This is a genomic window from Bradyrhizobium sp. AUGA SZCCT0158 (assembly GCF_018130065.1).
Lineage (GTDB): Bacteria > Pseudomonadota > Alphaproteobacteria > Rhizobiales > Xanthobacteraceae > Bradyrhizobium.
Window position 1 is genome coordinate 328,047 of sequence record NZ_JAFCME010000003.1, and the last position, 15,254, is coordinate 343,300.

Annotated in this window: 15 protein-coding genes; 6 read left to right on the forward strand and 9 right to left on the reverse strand. The window is 63.5% G+C overall.

All coding sequences use genetic code 11. The features are described 5' to 3' along the window. Window positions 1-27 precede the first annotated feature (27 nt). Both JQ574_RS06350 and maiA read right to left on the reverse strand, forming a co-directional pair. Window positions 28-537, reverse strand: a complete 510-nt coding sequence (locus JQ574_RS06350) for a MarR family winged helix-turn-helix transcriptional regulator (protein WP_212209718.1) — start codon at window positions 535-537, stop codon at window positions 28-30. Then, window positions 527-1,159 carry a maleylacetoacetate isomerase gene (maiA, locus tag JQ574_RS06355; protein WP_212383396.1) on the reverse strand — a complete coding sequence of 211 codons (633 nt, stop codon included), beginning with the start codon at window positions 1,157-1,159 and terminating at the stop codon, window positions 527-529. The genes JQ574_RS06350 and maiA overlap by 11 nt, the downstream gene beginning before the upstream one ends. Before the next feature lie 109 nt (window positions 1,160-1,268). Here maiA and gtdA point away from each other — a divergent pair, with 109 nt between their 5' ends. After that, window positions 1,269-2,309 carry a gentisate 1,2-dioxygenase gene (gene gtdA / locus JQ574_RS06360; protein WP_212209720.1) on the forward strand — a complete coding sequence of 347 codons (1,041 nt, stop codon included), beginning with the start codon at window positions 1,269-1,271 and terminating at the stop codon, window positions 2,307-2,309. A 178-nt stretch (window positions 2,310-2,487) separates the two neighbouring features. Here gtdA and JQ574_RS06365 read toward each other — a convergent pair whose 3' ends face one another. The 4 genes from JQ574_RS06365 to JQ574_RS06380 all read right to left on the reverse strand — a co-directional run bounded on the left by JQ574_RS06365 (window position 2,488) and on the right by JQ574_RS06380 (window position 6,548). Then, on the reverse strand, window positions 2,488-3,309 hold the full coding sequence (locus tag JQ574_RS06365) for an ABC transporter permease (RefSeq protein WP_212209721.1): 822 nt from the start codon (window positions 3,307-3,309) through the stop codon (window positions 2,488-2,490). Beyond that, on the reverse strand, window positions 3,302-4,075 hold the full coding sequence (locus JQ574_RS06370; RefSeq protein WP_212209722.1) for an ABC transporter ATP-binding protein: 774 nt from the start codon (window positions 4,073-4,075) through the stop codon (window positions 3,302-3,304). Before JQ574_RS06370 ends, JQ574_RS06365 begins: the two co-directional genes overlap by 8 nt. Before the next feature lie 81 nt (window positions 4,076-4,156). Then, window positions 4,157-5,161 (reverse strand): ABC transporter substrate-binding protein, encoded by a 1,005-nt coding sequence (locus tag JQ574_RS06375; protein ID WP_212209723.1) that lies wholly within the window; start codon window positions 5,159-5,161, stop codon window positions 4,157-4,159. Between the two features lie 22 nt (window positions 5,162-5,183). Next, complete coding sequence (locus JQ574_RS06380) at window positions 5,184-6,548, reverse strand: FAD-dependent oxidoreductase (RefSeq protein WP_212209724.1); 1,365 nt, start codon at window positions 6,546-6,548, stop codon at window positions 5,184-5,186. Between the two features lie 117 nt (window positions 6,549-6,665). On the opposite strand from JQ574_RS06380, the gene JQ574_RS06385 reads away from it, so the two are divergent. Continuing rightward, on the forward strand, window positions 6,666-6,962 hold the full coding sequence (locus tag JQ574_RS06385) for a hypothetical protein (RefSeq protein ID WP_312014585.1): 297 nt from the start codon (window positions 6,666-6,668) through the stop codon (window positions 6,960-6,962). Window positions 6,963-6,971: 9 nt separating this feature from the next. On the opposite strand, the gene JQ574_RS06390 is transcribed toward JQ574_RS06385, so the two are convergent. Then, window positions 6,972-7,772: an enoyl-CoA hydratase-related protein gene (locus JQ574_RS06390; protein ID WP_212209725.1), complete on the reverse strand. Its 801-nt coding sequence runs from the start codon at window positions 7,770-7,772 to the stop codon at window positions 6,972-6,974. A gap of 171 nt (window positions 7,773-7,943) precedes the next feature. On the opposite strand from JQ574_RS06390, the gene JQ574_RS06395 reads away from it, so the two are divergent. Continuing rightward, entirely contained in the window at window positions 7,944-8,918 is a 975-nt protein-coding gene (locus JQ574_RS06395; RefSeq protein WP_212209726.1) for a 2-dehydropantoate 2-reductase, read from the forward strand. Window positions 8,919-8,961: 43 nt separating this feature from the next. After that, complete coding sequence (locus JQ574_RS06400; RefSeq protein WP_212209727.1) at window positions 8,962-9,744, forward strand: SDR family oxidoreductase; 783 nt, start codon at window positions 8,962-8,964, stop codon at window positions 9,742-9,744. Between the two features lie 17 nt (window positions 9,745-9,761). On the opposite strand, the gene JQ574_RS06405 is transcribed toward JQ574_RS06400, so the two are convergent. Then, window positions 9,762-10,490 carry an aspartate/glutamate racemase family protein gene (locus JQ574_RS06405; RefSeq protein WP_212209728.1) on the reverse strand — a complete coding sequence of 243 codons (729 nt, stop codon included), beginning with the start codon at window positions 10,488-10,490 and terminating at the stop codon, window positions 9,762-9,764. Window positions 10,491-10,528: 38 nt separating this feature from the next. Then, window positions 10,529-11,215, reverse strand: coding sequence for an alpha/beta family hydrolase (locus JQ574_RS06410; protein ID WP_212209729.1), 687 nt, complete (start codon window positions 11,213-11,215; stop codon window positions 10,529-10,531). Between the two features lie 259 nt (window positions 11,216-11,474). On the opposite strand from JQ574_RS06410, the gene JQ574_RS06415 reads away from it, so the two are divergent. Both JQ574_RS06415 and JQ574_RS06420 read left to right on the forward strand, forming a co-directional pair. Beyond that, window positions 11,475-13,316, forward strand: a complete 1,842-nt coding sequence (locus JQ574_RS06415) for a di-heme-cytochrome C peroxidase (RefSeq protein ID WP_249119140.1) — start codon at window positions 11,475-11,477, stop codon at window positions 13,314-13,316. A 164-nt stretch (window positions 13,317-13,480) separates the two neighbouring features. Next, window positions 13,481-15,229 carry an NAD(P)/FAD-dependent oxidoreductase gene (locus tag JQ574_RS06420; RefSeq protein WP_212209730.1) on the forward strand — a complete coding sequence of 583 codons (1,749 nt, stop codon included), beginning with the start codon at window positions 13,481-13,483 and terminating at the stop codon, window positions 15,227-15,229. Window positions 15,230-15,254 lie beyond the last annotated feature (25 nt).

Sequence of the window (15,254 nt, forward strand, 5' to 3'; positions counted from 1 at the left end):
ACGACAATAACTAGTTGTCCGGCCGCCTCAACCCGATTTACCCAGATGCTCGAGCGCGTCCTCGGCGCGCAGCGGCACGCGCGAGGCCTCGTTGTTGAGATCGACGAGTTGCGTCATCAGCGTCAGCAACACCTTGCGGTCGGCGGCCTTCAGCGGCTGCAGCATCCGCGCCTGCGCCCGCTCGACCGATGGCATGATCTCGCGCAGCGTGGCGGCACCCGCTTTGGTCAGATAGAGCAATTTTACCCTCTTGTCCTCGCGGCCGGCCCTGCGCTCGATAAAGGCCTTTGCCTCCAGCCGCTCGATCACATTGCCGAGCGTCGAGCGGTCGAACGCGATCACCGCCGACAGCCGCGTCGCGTCGATGCCGGGATGGGTGTGGATCGAAACCAGCGCGGCATATTGCACCGGCGTCAGGTCGAAGGCCTTGCATTCCTCGACAAAGATCGCGACCGCGATCTGCTGCATGCGCCGAAACAAATAGCCCGGCGCCGCATAGACGGCGTCCATGGTGATGGGCGTGGGCTTACTCGGCATCGGGCTGCTTGTCCGGTGCGGCGTCGGCGAACGCCTTGATTTCCTTCGCCGCGGCTTTAGCCTTGAGCAGGCGCGGGAAGACCGAGACATCCACCCCGAAGCGCCGCGCGTTGCCGAGTTGCGGCACCAGGCAGAGATCGGCGATCGTCGGCGTTGCACCGAAACAGAATGGCCCCTTTTCGCCGGTGGCCAGTGCTTCGCAAGCCGTCAGTCCCTCGCGGTTGACCCAGGCCGCCCACTCCGTCACCTTTTCCTCGGGTAAACCGAGTTGCCGAAGCCGGTTCAACACTTTCAGGTTCTGCACCGGGTGGGTGTCACAGGCCAGCGCCATGGCGAAGGCGCGAACTTTTGCGCGACCCAGCGCATCGCCGGGCAGCAGCGCCGGTTCGGGATAGGTTTCATCCAGCCATTCAATGATCGCCAACGATTGCGTGAGTACGGCGCCGGCGTCGTCCTCCAGTGCGGGCACGAGCCCCTGCGGGTTGATGGCGAGATAGGCCGGCGCGCATTGTTCGCCCTTGCGAAGGTGATGCGGCAAATGTTCGGGTCGCAGCCCCTTCAGATTCAAGGCGATCCTGACCCGGTAGGCCGCGGCACTGCGGAAATAGCCGTGCAGCTTCATCGGAACCTCCCCGTAAATCTATCGTTGCGGTCTACGCCGTCATTGACGCTACCCATATTGTAAGTATGCTGTCAATAAATGGACGGACAAGAATAACGGGAGGCTATCTATGGAAGCCGTGCAGAAGACCCCGGAACGCGAGGCGTTCTACAAGAAGATCGACGGCGAGAACCTCTCCGCACTCTGGAACGTGATGGGCGATCTGATCACACCGGAGCCGCGCAGCGCCTGCCGGCCGCATCTGTGGAAGTTCGACCAGATCCGCGACTACATGACCGAGGCCGGCAAGCTGATCACCGCCAAGGAAGCCGAGCGGCGGGTGCTGGTGCTGGAAAATCCGGGCCTGCGCGGCCAGTCGAAGATCACGACCTCGCTGTTTGCCGGCGTGCAGATGGTGGTCCCCGGCGACGTCGCCCCGGCGCACCGCCACAGCCAGTCGGCGTTGCGTTTCGTGCTCGAGGGCAAGGGGGCGGCAACCGCGGTCGACGGCGAGAAGACGCTGATGGAGCCCGGCGATTTCGTCATCACGCCATCGATGACCTGGCATGATCATTCCAACGAAACCTCCGAGCCGATGTTCTGGCTCGACGGGCTCGACATTCCGATGGTGCAGTTCTTCGATGCGTCCTTTGCCGAAGGCTCGAACGAGGACCAGCAGAAGATCACGCGGCCTTCCGGCGACAGCTTTGCCCGCTACGGACGCAACCTCCTCCCCGTCGACGAGAAGCGAAAGTCGAAGACATCACCGATCTTCAACTATCCCTACAGCTACACCCGCGAGGCGCTGGAGCAGGCCAAGATCCGCAATGAGTGGGACGCCTGCCACGGGCTGAAGCTGAAATTCTCCAACCCCGAAACCGGCGAATTCGCGATGCCGACCATCGGTACTTTCATCCAGATGCTGCCGAAGGGTTTTAAGACAGCGCGCTATCGCTCCACCGACGCGACCGTGTTCGCCGCGATCGAGGGCAAGGGCCGCACGCGGGTCGGCGATCAGACGTTTGAGTGGGGCGCGCGCGATCTGTTCGTGGTGCCGAGCTGGCAATGGGTCACCCACGAAGCCGATGTCGATTCGGTGCTGTTCAGCTTCTCCGACCGTCCGGTGCAACAGAAGCTCGATTTGTTCCGCGAAGACCGCGGGAATGCGTGAGGCAACCACCGCTGTCGTCCCGGCCTTGAGCCGGGACCCATAACCACCGACGCTCATTTTGCGAACAGCGTTAGCTACCTCGGGCCATCGATAGATCACGCGGTATGGGTCCCGGCTCAAGGCCGGGACGACGGTGTTGTTTGTCGCGCCAATTTTGGCTCGCTCACGCCGACGCACATCACCGCCAGTGCAGCAGCCTTGCCTCCAGCAAATTAATCCCCTTCCCCACCACCAGCCCGAACACCGACAGGATCACAACGCCGGCCAGCAGCTGATCGGTCTGCATCAGATTGCCGGCCTGCAGCACGAAGGCGCCGATGCCGTATTGGGCGCCGATCATTTCCGCACTCACCACCAGCAGCAGCGCGACCGACGCCGTGATGCGAAAACCCGCGAGGATCGAGGGCAGCGCGCCCGGCCAGATCACGCGGCGCACGATCAGGTGGAACGGCACGTTAAAACTCTGCGCCATCCGGATCAGATTGCGCGGCACCGCGTCGACGCCGCTATAGACCGAGATCGCGGTGGAGAAGAACACGCCGAGCGCGATGGTCGCGATCTTCGGCTCCTCGCCGATCCCGAGCCACAGGATCAGCAGCGGCAGCAGCGCGATCTTCGGAATCGGAAACAGCGCCGAGATGAAGGTGATGCCGACACCGCGCGCCAGCGTCGATAACCCGATCCCGAAACCGACGATGACGCCGGCAGCCGTGCCGAGGATCCAGCCCGATCCGATCCGCATCACCGACCAGGACAGATGCTGCCAGAGCGCGCCCGATAGCGCGAGCTTGTAGATCGCAACCGCGATCGCCGAGGGGGGTGGCAGGAACAGAGCATTGACCCAGCCGGCGCTGCCGGCGAGCTGCCAGAACGCAATCACCAGGATAAGCGCGATCCAGCCGGAATAGCGGCCGGCGCTTGGCGTAAAGCCGGCGCCGCGAAACGCCACCGGCCGCGGCGTGATCTCGTCCTGCGTCCCCTGCGGCGCGCGGTCAAGCATGCTGGACCTCACGCTCGGCGTCGATCGCCTCCTCACGGATCAGCGACCACAGATCATTTTGTATCGCGAGCAGTTTTCCGCGGGCATTGATATCGCCGCGCTCGTCGCGCGTCATCGGGATGGTCACGACCTCGCGGACGCGGCCGGGACGGCGCGACAGCACCACGATGCGGTCGGCAAGGCGAACGGCTTCTTCGAGATTATGCGTCACGTAGACCGCGCCCATCGAACCGTCGGCGAGCAGGCGGATAAAATCCTCCATCAGCAGTTCGCGGGTCTGCGAATCCAGCGCCGAGAGCGGCTCGTCCATCAGCAGGATCGCCGGCCGCACTGCGAGCGCGCGCGCAATGCCGACACGCTGGCGCATGCCGCCGGACAATTGCTTCGGGTAGGCGCCGCGAAAATCGGTGAGCCCCGTGCGGCGCAGCGCGTCGTCGATCACGGCACGGCGTTCGCTTATGCCGAGCGCGGTATGCACCAGCGGGAATTCCACATTGGCTTCCACCGTACACCAGGGCAGCAGCGCAAAATCCTGGAACACGAAGGTCAGCGGGTTGAGGCTGCCCGCCGGCGGCGCGCCGCGCAGTTCGGCCTGGCCTCCGCTCGGCCGCAGCAGCCCGCCGAGGATCGATAGCAGCGTGCTCTTGCCGCAGCCGGAGGGTCCGACGATCGCCACCACTTCGCCGGCACGCACGGTGAACGAGACGTTGTCGAGCACGTCCAGCGTACCGAAGCGGTGGCTGATATGGCCGGCGATCAGGTCCATTGGGTTCTCAGTTCGAATCCTTGCACCGCTGCGCTCCCTCTCCCGCTTGCGGGCCCGCAAGCGGGAGAGGTAAACCTCAAATCAATCCGCCTTCACATATTCCTTGGCGATGATCGCATCCACGCCAAAGCCCTTGTCGACGAAACCCTGTTCCTGCAGCCAGCTGATCTGGTTGGCGACGTTCTTGACGTCGAGTTTGCCGTCGGGATCGATATAGGCGCAATTGCCGACCACCTGCTCGACCGGCAGATTGGTGTATTTGGCGATGATTTCCAGCAGCGGCTTTGTCTTGTCGTTGATCCCGGCCTTGCCGTCCTTCACGGAGGCCAGGATCACGTCATGATATTCGCGGTCGGCGCGGACCAGTGCGCCCAGCAATTTCGTCACCAGCGCGTTGTTGGTCAGTGCTTTTGGCGAAGCGAACGCCGCGCCGAGCTGCCACGGCGTCTCGTCGCCGACCCAGCCGAGCAATTTGGCACCGTCGGAATCCATCAGCGTGCGCGCGGTCGACACCGGCAGCAGCGCCGCATCGACGGTCTCGCCCTTCAGCGCCGCGGCAGCGTTCGACAGCGATTGCAGCGGCAGCACCTTGATGTCCGCGAGCTTGAAGCCGTATTTGTCGGCGAGCAGCCCCAGCGAATAATGGAAGCTGGAGCCGACTTGCGTCACCGCGATGCGCTTTCCGGCGAGATCCTTCGGCGTCTTCAGCCCGGCGGCATAGGCGTTGTTGCTGGCGAAATAACCGATCAGGGGATAGCCGGCCTTCTCGCGGCTCATGCCGCCGATCACCTTCAGCGTGCCCTTGCCGGCGAGATTATAGAGCCCCGCGGTGAACGCGGTGACGCCGAAATCGACATCGCCCGACGTCGTCGCCACCGCGATCGGCTGCGCCGCGTCGAAGAATTTCAATTCGATGTCGAGGCCGGCCTCGCGAAAGTAGCCCTTGTCCTGCGCGATGAACACCGGCGCCGACGAGGACAGCCTGAGCACGCCGATCCTGGCCTTCAGCGCATCATCGGCCCGTGCGATCCCGCTTGCCGCGATCGCCAGCAGGGCAGCCGCAGCGAGCCGAGCAAATCCCGTCATACCGTTTCCTCCGTAACTTCTCTTACAGCCCTTCGGGCACGCTCTGGCCGCGGCCGATAAAGGCGCCCTGTTGTTGCAATGCTTGTTGCAACTTTTCAACGGCAATGTCGCGTGGAATCGTGTTGCCGGACAGTGCCAAATCCGCAGCGATCCCAACCGCCTCGCCCATCGCAAAGCAGGCGCCGGAAACCCGCGCCGCCGACTGGCCGTCATGGGTCATCGAGGCGCAGCGCCCGGCCATCAAGAGGTTGTCGATACCCTCGGGCACCAGCATCCGATACGGCAGCTCGTTGAAGCCGCGTGATTCCGGGATCGGCGGGAACTTGAAGACCACGTCGCCCGCGACATGGGATTCCATCGGCCAGCCATTGACACCGATGGAATCCTCGAACGAGGCGCAGCCGAGCACGTCCTCGCCGGAGAGCATGTAGCCGCCAACGACGCGGCGGGTCTCGCGGATGCCGAGCTGCGGCGGAAGATCGACGATGTAGGATTGTTCGAAGCCCGGCACGGTGCGCAGGAACTCGAATGCCTGCACCGCCTGGCGGCGGCCCTCGATCTCGCCCCGGGTCATATCGTCAGGCTCAAGGCCGTTCACCGCCGTGCCGTCTTCGCGCGCGAGCTGGGTAAAATTCACCCGCCACTCGATTCCGTGGCGCTGTGGCCGGACGATCGCGGCCTTGCGCGGAAACTTGTGTGTGCCTGCGGCCTCGGCCTTTTCCATCAGCGCCGGAATGGTCCGCCAGGCGTCGCCAGCCTTTTCGGGGTCGATGCCGTTGAGGCGGAACATCATCGACGGGTACATCGTGCTGCCAGCGTTATCGCCGACCTCGAACGGCGCGCCGGCCCAGGCGGCCAGATCGCCATCGCCGGAGCAATCGATGAAGATTCCGGCGCGCACCGCCTGCCGACCCGCCTTGGTCTCGACCATCAGCGCATCGATGTGCCTCTCGTCATGCATCACCACGCCGGCGCCGAGCGCGTGAAAAAGAATGTCAACCTTGTGCGCGGCGAGGAGATCGTCGGCGGCGATCTTGTAGGCCGCGGTGTCATAGGCCTGTGCGAAGATCTTGCCCAGGATCAAATGCGGCGCGTTCAGCCCGCCGAGCCGGTCGATCCGATCCAGCAGTTCGGTCGCAATCCCCTGCACCACCCGGTGCATCTCGCCATGGACATTGGCGTGCAGCCCGCAAAAATTGGTGACGCCCGCCGCCGTGCCCATGCCGCCGAGGAAGCCATAGCGTTCGATCAGCAGGGTGCGACGGCCCGCGCGCGCAGCAGCAACGGCGGCCGCTATGCCTGCAGGCCCGCCGCCCAGCACGGCGACATCGTATTCGCCATAGAGCGGAATTTGGCGCGCAGGCTCGGTGATGGTTTTGGAGGGCAATTTTGGGGTTCCCGGCTGAAGTGCCGGCATCATGCCCTTCACAGGCGATTTTGGCTACGTGTCAAACGGTTGAAATAGAGACGGAAGACATTGCTCCCGCTACGCGGAATTGAGAAAGTGGGGACGAAAGGACTGACCGGTTTGAAAATCCTCGCTGCCCTCGTACCCGCCCTGATGCTCGGCGCTTCCCCCGCGCTGGCGGAAGTGGAGCAGTGCCGGTTCATCCAGGCCAAACCCGAGCGCGAGGCCTGTTACACGCGTCAGGAGGCTGCGCTGGCCGCCAAGCGCAAGCCCGCGCCCGCCATTGCCGACACGCGCAGCACCGACGCACGCATGATCGAATCGCTGCAGCAGATGCGGCGCGACGATGCCGAGGTCTACCGGAGTGTGAGCGGCATCTGCCGGGGCTGCTGAGTCGTGAAACTATCCCTTGCCGCCCCAATTCGCCGCGCGCTTTTCGGCGAACGAGGCCAGCCCTTCGGACGCCTCCGATGTCCGCCGCCGGTCCGAATGCATTTTGACCAGGCGTGTATAAGCGTCGTCGTCGACACTCATGCCGCCGAAGGAGCTTTCCAGCGCCAGTGCCTTGGTTTCGGCCAGCGCCTCGGGGCCGTTGGCCAGCAATTGCTCCACGACCTTTGCGCCCGACGCTTCAAGCTCCGCCAGCGGCACCACCTCATGCACCAGACCAATGCGGCGCGCGTCTTCGGCGCCGAAGCGCTCACCGGTCAACGCGTAGCGGCGCACCTGACGGACACCGATGGAATCGCAAAGCTGCGGGATGATGATCGCGGCCGTCAGGCCCCAGCGGACTTCCGTGATCGAGAACAGCGCATTGTCGGCGGCGATCACCACGTCGCACGCCGAAATCACGCCGGTGCCGCCGCCGAAGCAGCCACCTTGCACCAGCGCCACGGTCGGGATCGGCAGCGTATTGAGCCGCTGCACCGCCTCGAAGGTGGCGCGTGAGACCGCCTCGTTCTCTTCGGGCGATTTCGGCCGCACGCCATTGATCCATTTCAGGTCGGCGCCGGCCTGGAAATGCTTGCCGTTGCCCTTCAGCACCACGACGCGCAGGTGAGACTTCTGGCCGAGTTCATCCATCGCCGCCAGCACGCCGTTGATGAGCCCGGCATCGTAGGCGTTGTTCACTTCCGGGCGATTCAGCGTGACCGTCGCGACGCCGCGTTGATCGAGATCCCACAAGACTGGATTGGCAGACATTGACGGTCCTTTTTGGTTGCAGCAGTTTCGACAGGCAATATGCCGACACAGCGGCGATTGATCTATCCCTTTCCGTGATGCCTGCGATGCAAACGGCATCGCCGGTTGCGCTGCGGTGCAAGCTTGTGGAAACTGTCGCCTCACGGTTCCCCTCAGCAGGACATCAACTCGATGCGGATATGCGTTTTCGGTACGGGCGCCGTCGGCAGCCATTTCGCGGTGCGGCTCGCGCTGGCCGGACACGACGTTTCCTGCGTGATGCGCGGCCCGCACCTCGAAGCCGTGAGGGCCAACGGCCTGACGCTGCGTGTCGGCGAGGCCGAGTTCAAAGCCAAAGTGACCGCCTCGGACGACCCGGCTGATCTAGGTCCGCAGGATGTCGTGATCAGCACGCTGAAGGCGACGGGGGTGAGCGCGCTCGCCGCCGGTCTGCAATCCCTGTTGCGCGACGATACCGCCGTGGTCTTGGCCCAGAACGGGATCCCCTGGTGGTACGATATCGGGCTTCCCGCAAAACATCCGCCGACGCCCGATCTTGGCTTCCTCGATCCAAACGGCAAGCTGCGCGCGGCGATACCCAAAGAACGGATTATCGGCGGCGTGATCTATTCATCCAACGAGATTGTCGCACCCGGTGTGGTCGCGAATCTCTCACCTGATCGGAACCGGCTCCTGATCGGCGAATGCGACAATCGTCACAGCGAGCGGATCGCGCGGCTGCGCACAGCGCTCAATGAAGCTTCGATCGAATCGCCAGATGTCGCCGAGATCAGGGAAGCGATCTGGTCCAAGCTTTTGACCAACATGTCGATGTCGGTGCTGTGTCTGCTCACCGGCCAGACCGCCCGCGGCGTCCGGGACGAACCGGCGCTCGCCGAGGTGATCCCGCGTTTGCTGGATGAAGCCAACAGCATCGCCCAGAGCTGTTACCCCGAGGTCAAGCGCGTCACCCGCTCCGGACCTGCGCCCGCCCACAAGCCATCGATCCTGCAGGACTTTGAGCTCGGCCGCGCCATGGAGATCGACGTACTGGTCCGCGCACCCGCCGCATTCGCACGGGCCGCCGGGCTTTCGACGCCGATGCTCGATCTGATGGCGGGACTTGCAATTCGTCAGGCGCGCGACAAGGGGCTTTACCGGACTTGAACACCACACGCGGGACACGCCGAACAAAGAAGGAAGCTTCAGCATGAACGTCAAAGGCAAGGTCTGTGTCGTTACCGGCGCCGCGAGCGGCATTGGCGAAGCGGTGGCGCGTGCTTATGCCGACGCCGGCGCGCGCGGCGTGGTCGTCGCCGACCTGAAAACCTCGCGCGACCGGCTAGCGAATGTCGCCGGCGACATCGATGGATTGGCCGTGACCGCCGACGTCGGCCTTGAAGAAGACGTCAAGGCGCTGATCGCGGCAGCCGAGGACAAATATGGCCCGATCGACGTTTTCTTTTCCAACGCCGGCCTGTCGCGCAAGGGACAGGAAAGCGCGTCCGACGCCGACTGGGACGTCAGCTGGCGGGTCCATGTCATGAGCCACGTGTTCGCGGCACGCGTGCTGGTGCCGGGCATGCTCGCGCGCGGCTCGGGCTATCTGCTCAACACCGCATCCGCCGCGGGCCTGTTGGCGTCGCTGAATTCGATGCCCTACGGCGTCACCAAGAATGCCGCGGTGGCGCTCGCCGAACATCTCGCCATTCAATATGGCGACCGCGGCATCCGCGTGTCGGTGCTTTGCCCGCAGTCGGTGCAAACAGGCATGACGACACCCGGCCCGAGCGCCGCGCGGGTCGATGGCGTGCTGCAGGCGCCCGAAGTCGCGCGCATGGTGATCGAGGCGATGGAAGCCGAACGGTTTCTGATTCTGTCGCACCCGCAGGTCGCCGAATACATGCTGCGCAAGGCTTCCAGCCGCGAGCGCTGGCTGGCCGGCATGCGGCGGCTGCGCGACAAGATCTACGGCCCGCCGCAATCAGCCTGAAGCCTTCTCAGTTCTGCTCAACTCTTGGGCGCAAACGGCGCCAGCAGGCCGGTGTAGTCCTTGGCGCCCGGCAGCGCGTAGGCACCGCGCCGCGATGTGGTGAGCTTCAAGCCGACCAGTGCCTCGGCCTGCTTCACCGCGGCCGCGACGCCGTCGACGACGGGAACGCCGAATTTTTGCGAGAGCTTGGCTGCAAGGTCGGCCATCCCGGCGCAACCGAGCACGATGGCTTCCGCGCCCTTGTCGAGCGCGCGCGCAATCTCGGCGTCGAGTTTCTCTTCCGCGCCGGAGCCGGGCTTTTCGAGATCAAGCACCGCGACATTGCAGGCGGTGACATGCGCCCGTTCCGCAAAGCCGTAGCGCCGCACCAGTTCTTCCAGCGGCACGATCGAACGCGGCAGCGTGGTCACTATTCCGATGCGTTTTGCCAGTTGCCCCGCCGTCACCAAGGCTGCCTCGCAAATCCCAACCACCGGAAAGGGCGCGACCGATCGCGCGGCGTCGAGGCCGGTGTCATCGAAGCAGGCGATGATGCCGGCATCGGCATCCCTTGCGTTCAACAGCGCCTGGATCAGGCCGGGAACGGCGAAGGCTTCGTCATAAAATCCCTCGATCGAGACCGGCCCCATCGCCGACGTCACGTCGACGATCTCGGTGCCTGATGCCGCGACCGCGCGCGCGGCCTCGCCGATGGTTTTCGTCATTGACGCGGTCGTATTGGGATTAACGATGAGGATCTTGGCCATGGGGCCTGATTAGCATCCGCTGCGCCGTTCTGCCAACGCTATCCTGCGCCGATCGTCCCGGCCCACGCCGCGAACGCATCCAACACCTCGGTCATCACTTCGCGGTCGTTGCGGCCTGAACTCTTCAACACGTGGAAGGAATGATCGGCTTCCTTCACGAGATGCAGCGTCGCCTGCTTGCCCAGCTTCTTGACCACGGGTTCGAGCAGGCTCAATTCGGCCAGCGCATCGCGCGTCCCCTGCAGGAACAGCATCGGTATTTCGACCGCGGCGAGATGCTTGGCGCGGTCGCTGGAAGGCTTTCCGGCCGGGTGCAACGGAAAGGCGAAGAAGGCGAGCCCGCGAACGCCCGGCAAGGCATCGATCGCCTGCGCCTGCGAGGTCATGCGCCCGCCGAACGATTTTCCGCCCGCGATCAGCGGCAGCCCGCCGCAGCAACGCGCGGCTTCCGCCACGGCGGCCCGCACCGCGGCGTGCGCAACAGCCGGCGCATCGGGCCGCCTGCTGCCCTTTTCCATGTAGGGAAACTGATAGCGCAGCGTCGCGATGTCGCGGTCAGCGAGACCTGTCGCAATCGTCTCCATCGAAGCATGGGCCATGCCGGCGCCCGCCCCATGCGCGAACACGTAACACGCGCGCGCCTGCGGCGGATGGATCAGCAACGCGGACACCGGGTCCGCAGCAGTGATTTCGATTTTGAGCGGTTGCGCTGTGGCGGCTTTCAAATCGGCGATCCCGGGGTATGCTGCCGCTTGATTCTACATTCAGGGGCGGCGCGTGCAAACGCGTTCGGCGAACCCATCCGGCGGATTCGAAACGGCACCTTCCCGCTGCAGCAAAACGGCACAACGCGCAAAGCCGGCTTTATGGACAGTCGGCTTATGCTACTATAAGATGGCGATGTATTTGATCGCACGCCAAGGCTGAGTACGTGTTTGGCGATTTTTTAATGAGATACGCATATTTCGCGCTCAGGCGGCGCAATTGAACAAAGGGCTGATCATGCGGGGCAGGACCAAAATTGTTATCGCAGCCTTGATCGCCGTCGCCGGTTACGTCGCTTTCAAGGACGACATCGCAAAACTCTGGGAAAACCTTCACGTCAGGATCGCGGAGTACCCGCAGCCGAAGAAGACTGTCTGGCTCGACCAGGGCATCAGCAAAGAAAAACTCAGCTGGTTCTACCACGCCGACCAGGGAACGCGGACCTTCGGCATGCCCTTTGAATGGTTCATGGCGCTGGAGCAGCCGACGATTCCGTGGCTGGTCTTCACCGAGGCCGACCCGTTAAGCGACCCGGCCTATCTCGATCGCTACGGCTTCATTCCGGACACCATTATCCCCGGCAAGAAGGCGCTCCCGATCGGCATTGCGCAGGGCGGCCCGATGCTCGACCCGTCGGGCGCGCCCTGGCGCAACCCGCGCAACAAGCAGGACATGACCGGCGTCGGCCTGACCTGCGCGGCCTGCCATACCGGGCGGTTCACCTACAAGGACACCGCTGTCATCATCGATGGCGGGCCGGCGCTGACCGATCTGTTCAAGCTGAAGCAGGGAATGGGCGTGGCGCTGCTCTATACGCGGCTGATCCCCACACGCTTCGATCGGTTCGCCGAACGGATCCTGGGGCCGGACTCGGCGGTCGCGGATCGCGAGATCCTGAAATACCAGATCGACCAGGTCCTCACGCAATTGAAGGCCGTCAAGAATCTCGAGGAGGCCGTCGCTTCCCAGAGCGTGCTCGAAGGCTATGGCCGGCTGGACGCGCTGAACCGGATCGGCAATCAGGTGTTTTCAATCGACCTGAAGAAGCCGGAAAACTACGCGGGCTCCTCGGCGCCGGTGCATTACCCGCGGATCTGGAACACACCGTGGTTCGATTGGGTGCAGTATAACGGCTCCATCATGCAGCCGATGGTGCGCAATGCCGGTGAAGCGCTGGGCGTATCGGCCGAACTCAATCTGCTCGACCCGTCGAAGGGCCTGTTCAAATCGAGCGTCGACATCGACCGGCTCAACGAAATGGAGCAAATGATCGCGGGCGATCCGCCGAGCCTTGAAAAAGGCTTCTCGGGCCTGAAGTCACCGCGCTGGCCGAGCGACATCCTGCCGCCGATCGACGAAAAGCTCGCGGCCCAGGGCGGCGAACTCTACAAGGTGCATTGTCAGGAATGTCACCGTCCGCCGGTTTCGACCAAGGCGTTCTTCGATTTCAACAACAAGGATTGGTGGACCAAAAACGAGATCGGCCAGCCGATCCTCAAGATCGAAAACATCCCGATCGAGCATATCGGCACCGATCCTGCCCAGGCCGCGGACATGATCGCCCGGACGGTCGCGATCCCCCCGCATCTCGGAATCACGGAGACCGGATTCGGATTCGCGCTCGGCAAACTGGTCCAAAAGACCGTCGACGTCATTTATGACCAGCGGAAACTGGACGAGAAGCAACGCAATGCCCTGAACGGCAACGTGCCCAACGAAATCCAGGGCAAGCTTGAATACAAGGTCCGTCCACTGAACGGCGTTTGGGCGACCCCGCCCTACCTCCACAACGGCTCGGTTCCAAATGTCTACGCGCTGCTGTCTCCGGTCGACGAAAGGCCGAAGAAATTCTATCTCGGCAACCGCGAGTACGACCCGGTGAATCTCGGCTACAAATACGACAAGCTCACGAACGGCTTCGAATTCGACACCTCGATCCGCGGAAACTGGAACACAGGCCACGAATTCGCCGACAAGCCGCCGAAGACCAAGGGCGTGATCGGCAAGAAACTGGCCCCCGACGAGCGCAAGGCGATCATCGAGTACCTCAAAACGCTCTGAGACATGATGCCGCGCAGGCCGGGCTGGCTCCGGCCGCGATGCAACACGCTTGCGGAAACGAACGGCCGCGACCCTGCGCAACCCGCCCATGCGGTGGCACGATTGACGCTTCGCGCGCTTTGGTCTGATGTAGGCGCAGCTTTCGTCTTCATCGGGAAAAACGCATGGCTGCGGGCAAGCAAGATCAACAACAGCGTCCGGCCGAGGTTGATGCGGTGTTTGACGCCGTCATTGTCGGCGCCGGCTTCGCCGGCATGTACATGCTGCACCGCCTGCGCGGGCTTGGCTTCACTGCGCGGGTCTATGAGGCCGGCGGCGGCGTCGGCGGCACCTGGTACTGGAACCGCTATCCAGGCGCGCGCTGCGACGTCGAGAGCATGCAGTATTCGTTCTCGTTCTCGGAAGAACTCGATCAGCAATGGGACTGGTCGGAGAAATACGCGCCGCAGCCGGAAATCCTCGCCTACGCCAACCATGTCGCCGACCGGTTCGATCTGCGCCAGCACATCCGGTTCGACACCCGCGTCACGGATGCGAGCTTCGACGAAATTGCAAAAGGCTGGCGTATCGAAACCGACCACGGCGACAGGGTGTTCGCCAAGTTCTGCATCATGGCGATCGGCTGCCTGTCGGCGGCAAACCATCCGCCCTTCAAAGGACGTGAGGATTTCAAGGGGCCGGTCTATCACACCGGCGAATGGCCGCATGAAGGGGTCGATTTCACCGGGCTTCGCGTCGGCATCATCGGCACCGGTTCATCGGCGATCCAGTCGATCCCGATCATCGCGCAGCAAGCCTCCGCGCTTACCGTATTCCAGCGCACCGCGACCTATTCCGTGCCGGCCTGGAATGCGAAACTGACGCCGGAATACCGCCAATCGATCAAGGCCGATTATCCGGCGCTCCGGGCGAAAGCGCGGGCGCGGCCGACCGGCTTCTATTTCCCCTTCAACATGAAGCCGGCTCTGGAGGCCTCGCCGGAGGAACGCGAGCGACAATATGAAGAAGCCTGGGAGCGCGGCGGGCTGCCGTTCCTCGGCGCCTTCGGCGACCTCTTGTTCGAGAAGGAAGCCAACGACACCATCGCCGAATTCGCGCGCAACAAGATCCGCGGCATCGTGAAAGATCCCGCGACCGCCGAGCTGCTGTGCCCTTCCAACGTGTTCGGCTGCAAGCGTCTTTGCGTCGATACCGGCTATTTCGAAACCTATAATCTGCCGCATGTGAAACTGGTCGACGTGTCCAAAACGCCGATCGAGCGCTTCACCGCCAATGGCATCGAGGTCGACGGGTCAGAATATCAATTCGACGCCATTGTCTCCGCGACCGGTTTTGCGGCGATGACGGGCTCGTTCGACAAGATCCGCATCACCGGCCGCAAGGGGCAGACGCTCTCTGAGAAATGGCGCGCCGGTCCCCGCGCCTATCTCGGCGTGGCGACCGTAGGCTTTCCCAATTTGTTCACCATCACCGGGCCGGGTAGCCCGTCGGTGCTGGCGAGCATGATCCAGGCGATCGAACAGCATGTCGACTGGATGGCCGATTGCATGGCGCATATCCGCGACATCGGTGCTGATACAATCGAGCCCATCGAGCAATATCAGGATGAATGGGTCGAGCACGTCAACGAGGTCTCAAAGATCTCGCTGCGGTCGACCTGCAGTTCCTGGTATGTCGGCGCCAACATCCCCGGCCGGCCGCGCGTCTTCATGCCCTATATCGGCGGCTTTCCGATCTACGTGCAGAAATGCAACGAGGTCATGAGCAACGGTTTTGAGGGCTTTGTGATCGACGGCGCCGACCCGCACAACGAAGCACCGCGCGTGCGGCTGACCGAGCGCTGGCGCGTCCCGCTCGACATCGACGTCATTTCGCCGGCGGCGGTCGCCGCCCGGCGCGTGCCCGTGGTTTGAAACGCTTACTTTGGGGCGCTTACTC

Excerpts from the sequence above, each read along its gene's own strand:
- JQ574_RS06350 (WP_212209718.1), bottom strand. The coding sequence starts at position 537 with ATGCCGAGTAAGCCCACGCCCATCACCATGGACGCCGTCTATGCGGCG.
- maiA (WP_212383396.1), bottom strand. The coding sequence starts at position 1,159 with ATGAAGCTGCACGGCTATTTCCGCAGTGCCGCGGCCTACCGGGTCAGG.
- gtdA (WP_212209720.1), top strand. The coding sequence starts at position 1,269 with ATGGAAGCCGTGCAGAAGACCCCGGAACGCGAGGCGTTCTACAAGAAG.
- JQ574_RS06365 (WP_212209721.1), bottom strand. The coding sequence starts at position 3,309 with ATGCTTGACCGCGCGCCGCAGGGGACGCAGGACGAGATCACGCCGCGG.
- JQ574_RS06370 (WP_212209722.1), bottom strand. The coding sequence starts at position 4,075 with ATGGACCTGATCGCCGGCCATATCAGCCACCGCTTCGGTACGCTGGAC.
- JQ574_RS06375 (WP_212209723.1), bottom strand. The coding sequence starts at position 5,161 with ATGACGGGATTTGCTCGGCTCGCTGCGGCTGCCCTGCTGGCGATCGCG.
- JQ574_RS06390 (WP_212209725.1), bottom strand. The coding sequence starts at position 7,772 with ATGTCTGCCAATCCAGTCTTGTGGGATCTCGATCAACGCGGCGTCGCG.
- JQ574_RS06395 (WP_212209726.1), top strand. The coding sequence starts at position 7,944 with ATGCGGATATGCGTTTTCGGTACGGGCGCCGTCGGCAGCCATTTCGCG.
- JQ574_RS06400 (WP_212209727.1), top strand. The coding sequence starts at position 8,962 with ATGAACGTCAAAGGCAAGGTCTGTGTCGTTACCGGCGCCGCGAGCGGC.
- JQ574_RS06405 (WP_212209728.1), bottom strand. The coding sequence starts at position 10,490 with ATGGCCAAGATCCTCATCGTTAATCCCAATACGACCGCGTCAATGACG.
- JQ574_RS06420 (WP_212209730.1), top strand. The coding sequence starts at position 13,481 with ATGGCTGCGGGCAAGCAAGATCAACAACAGCGTCCGGCCGAGGTTGAT.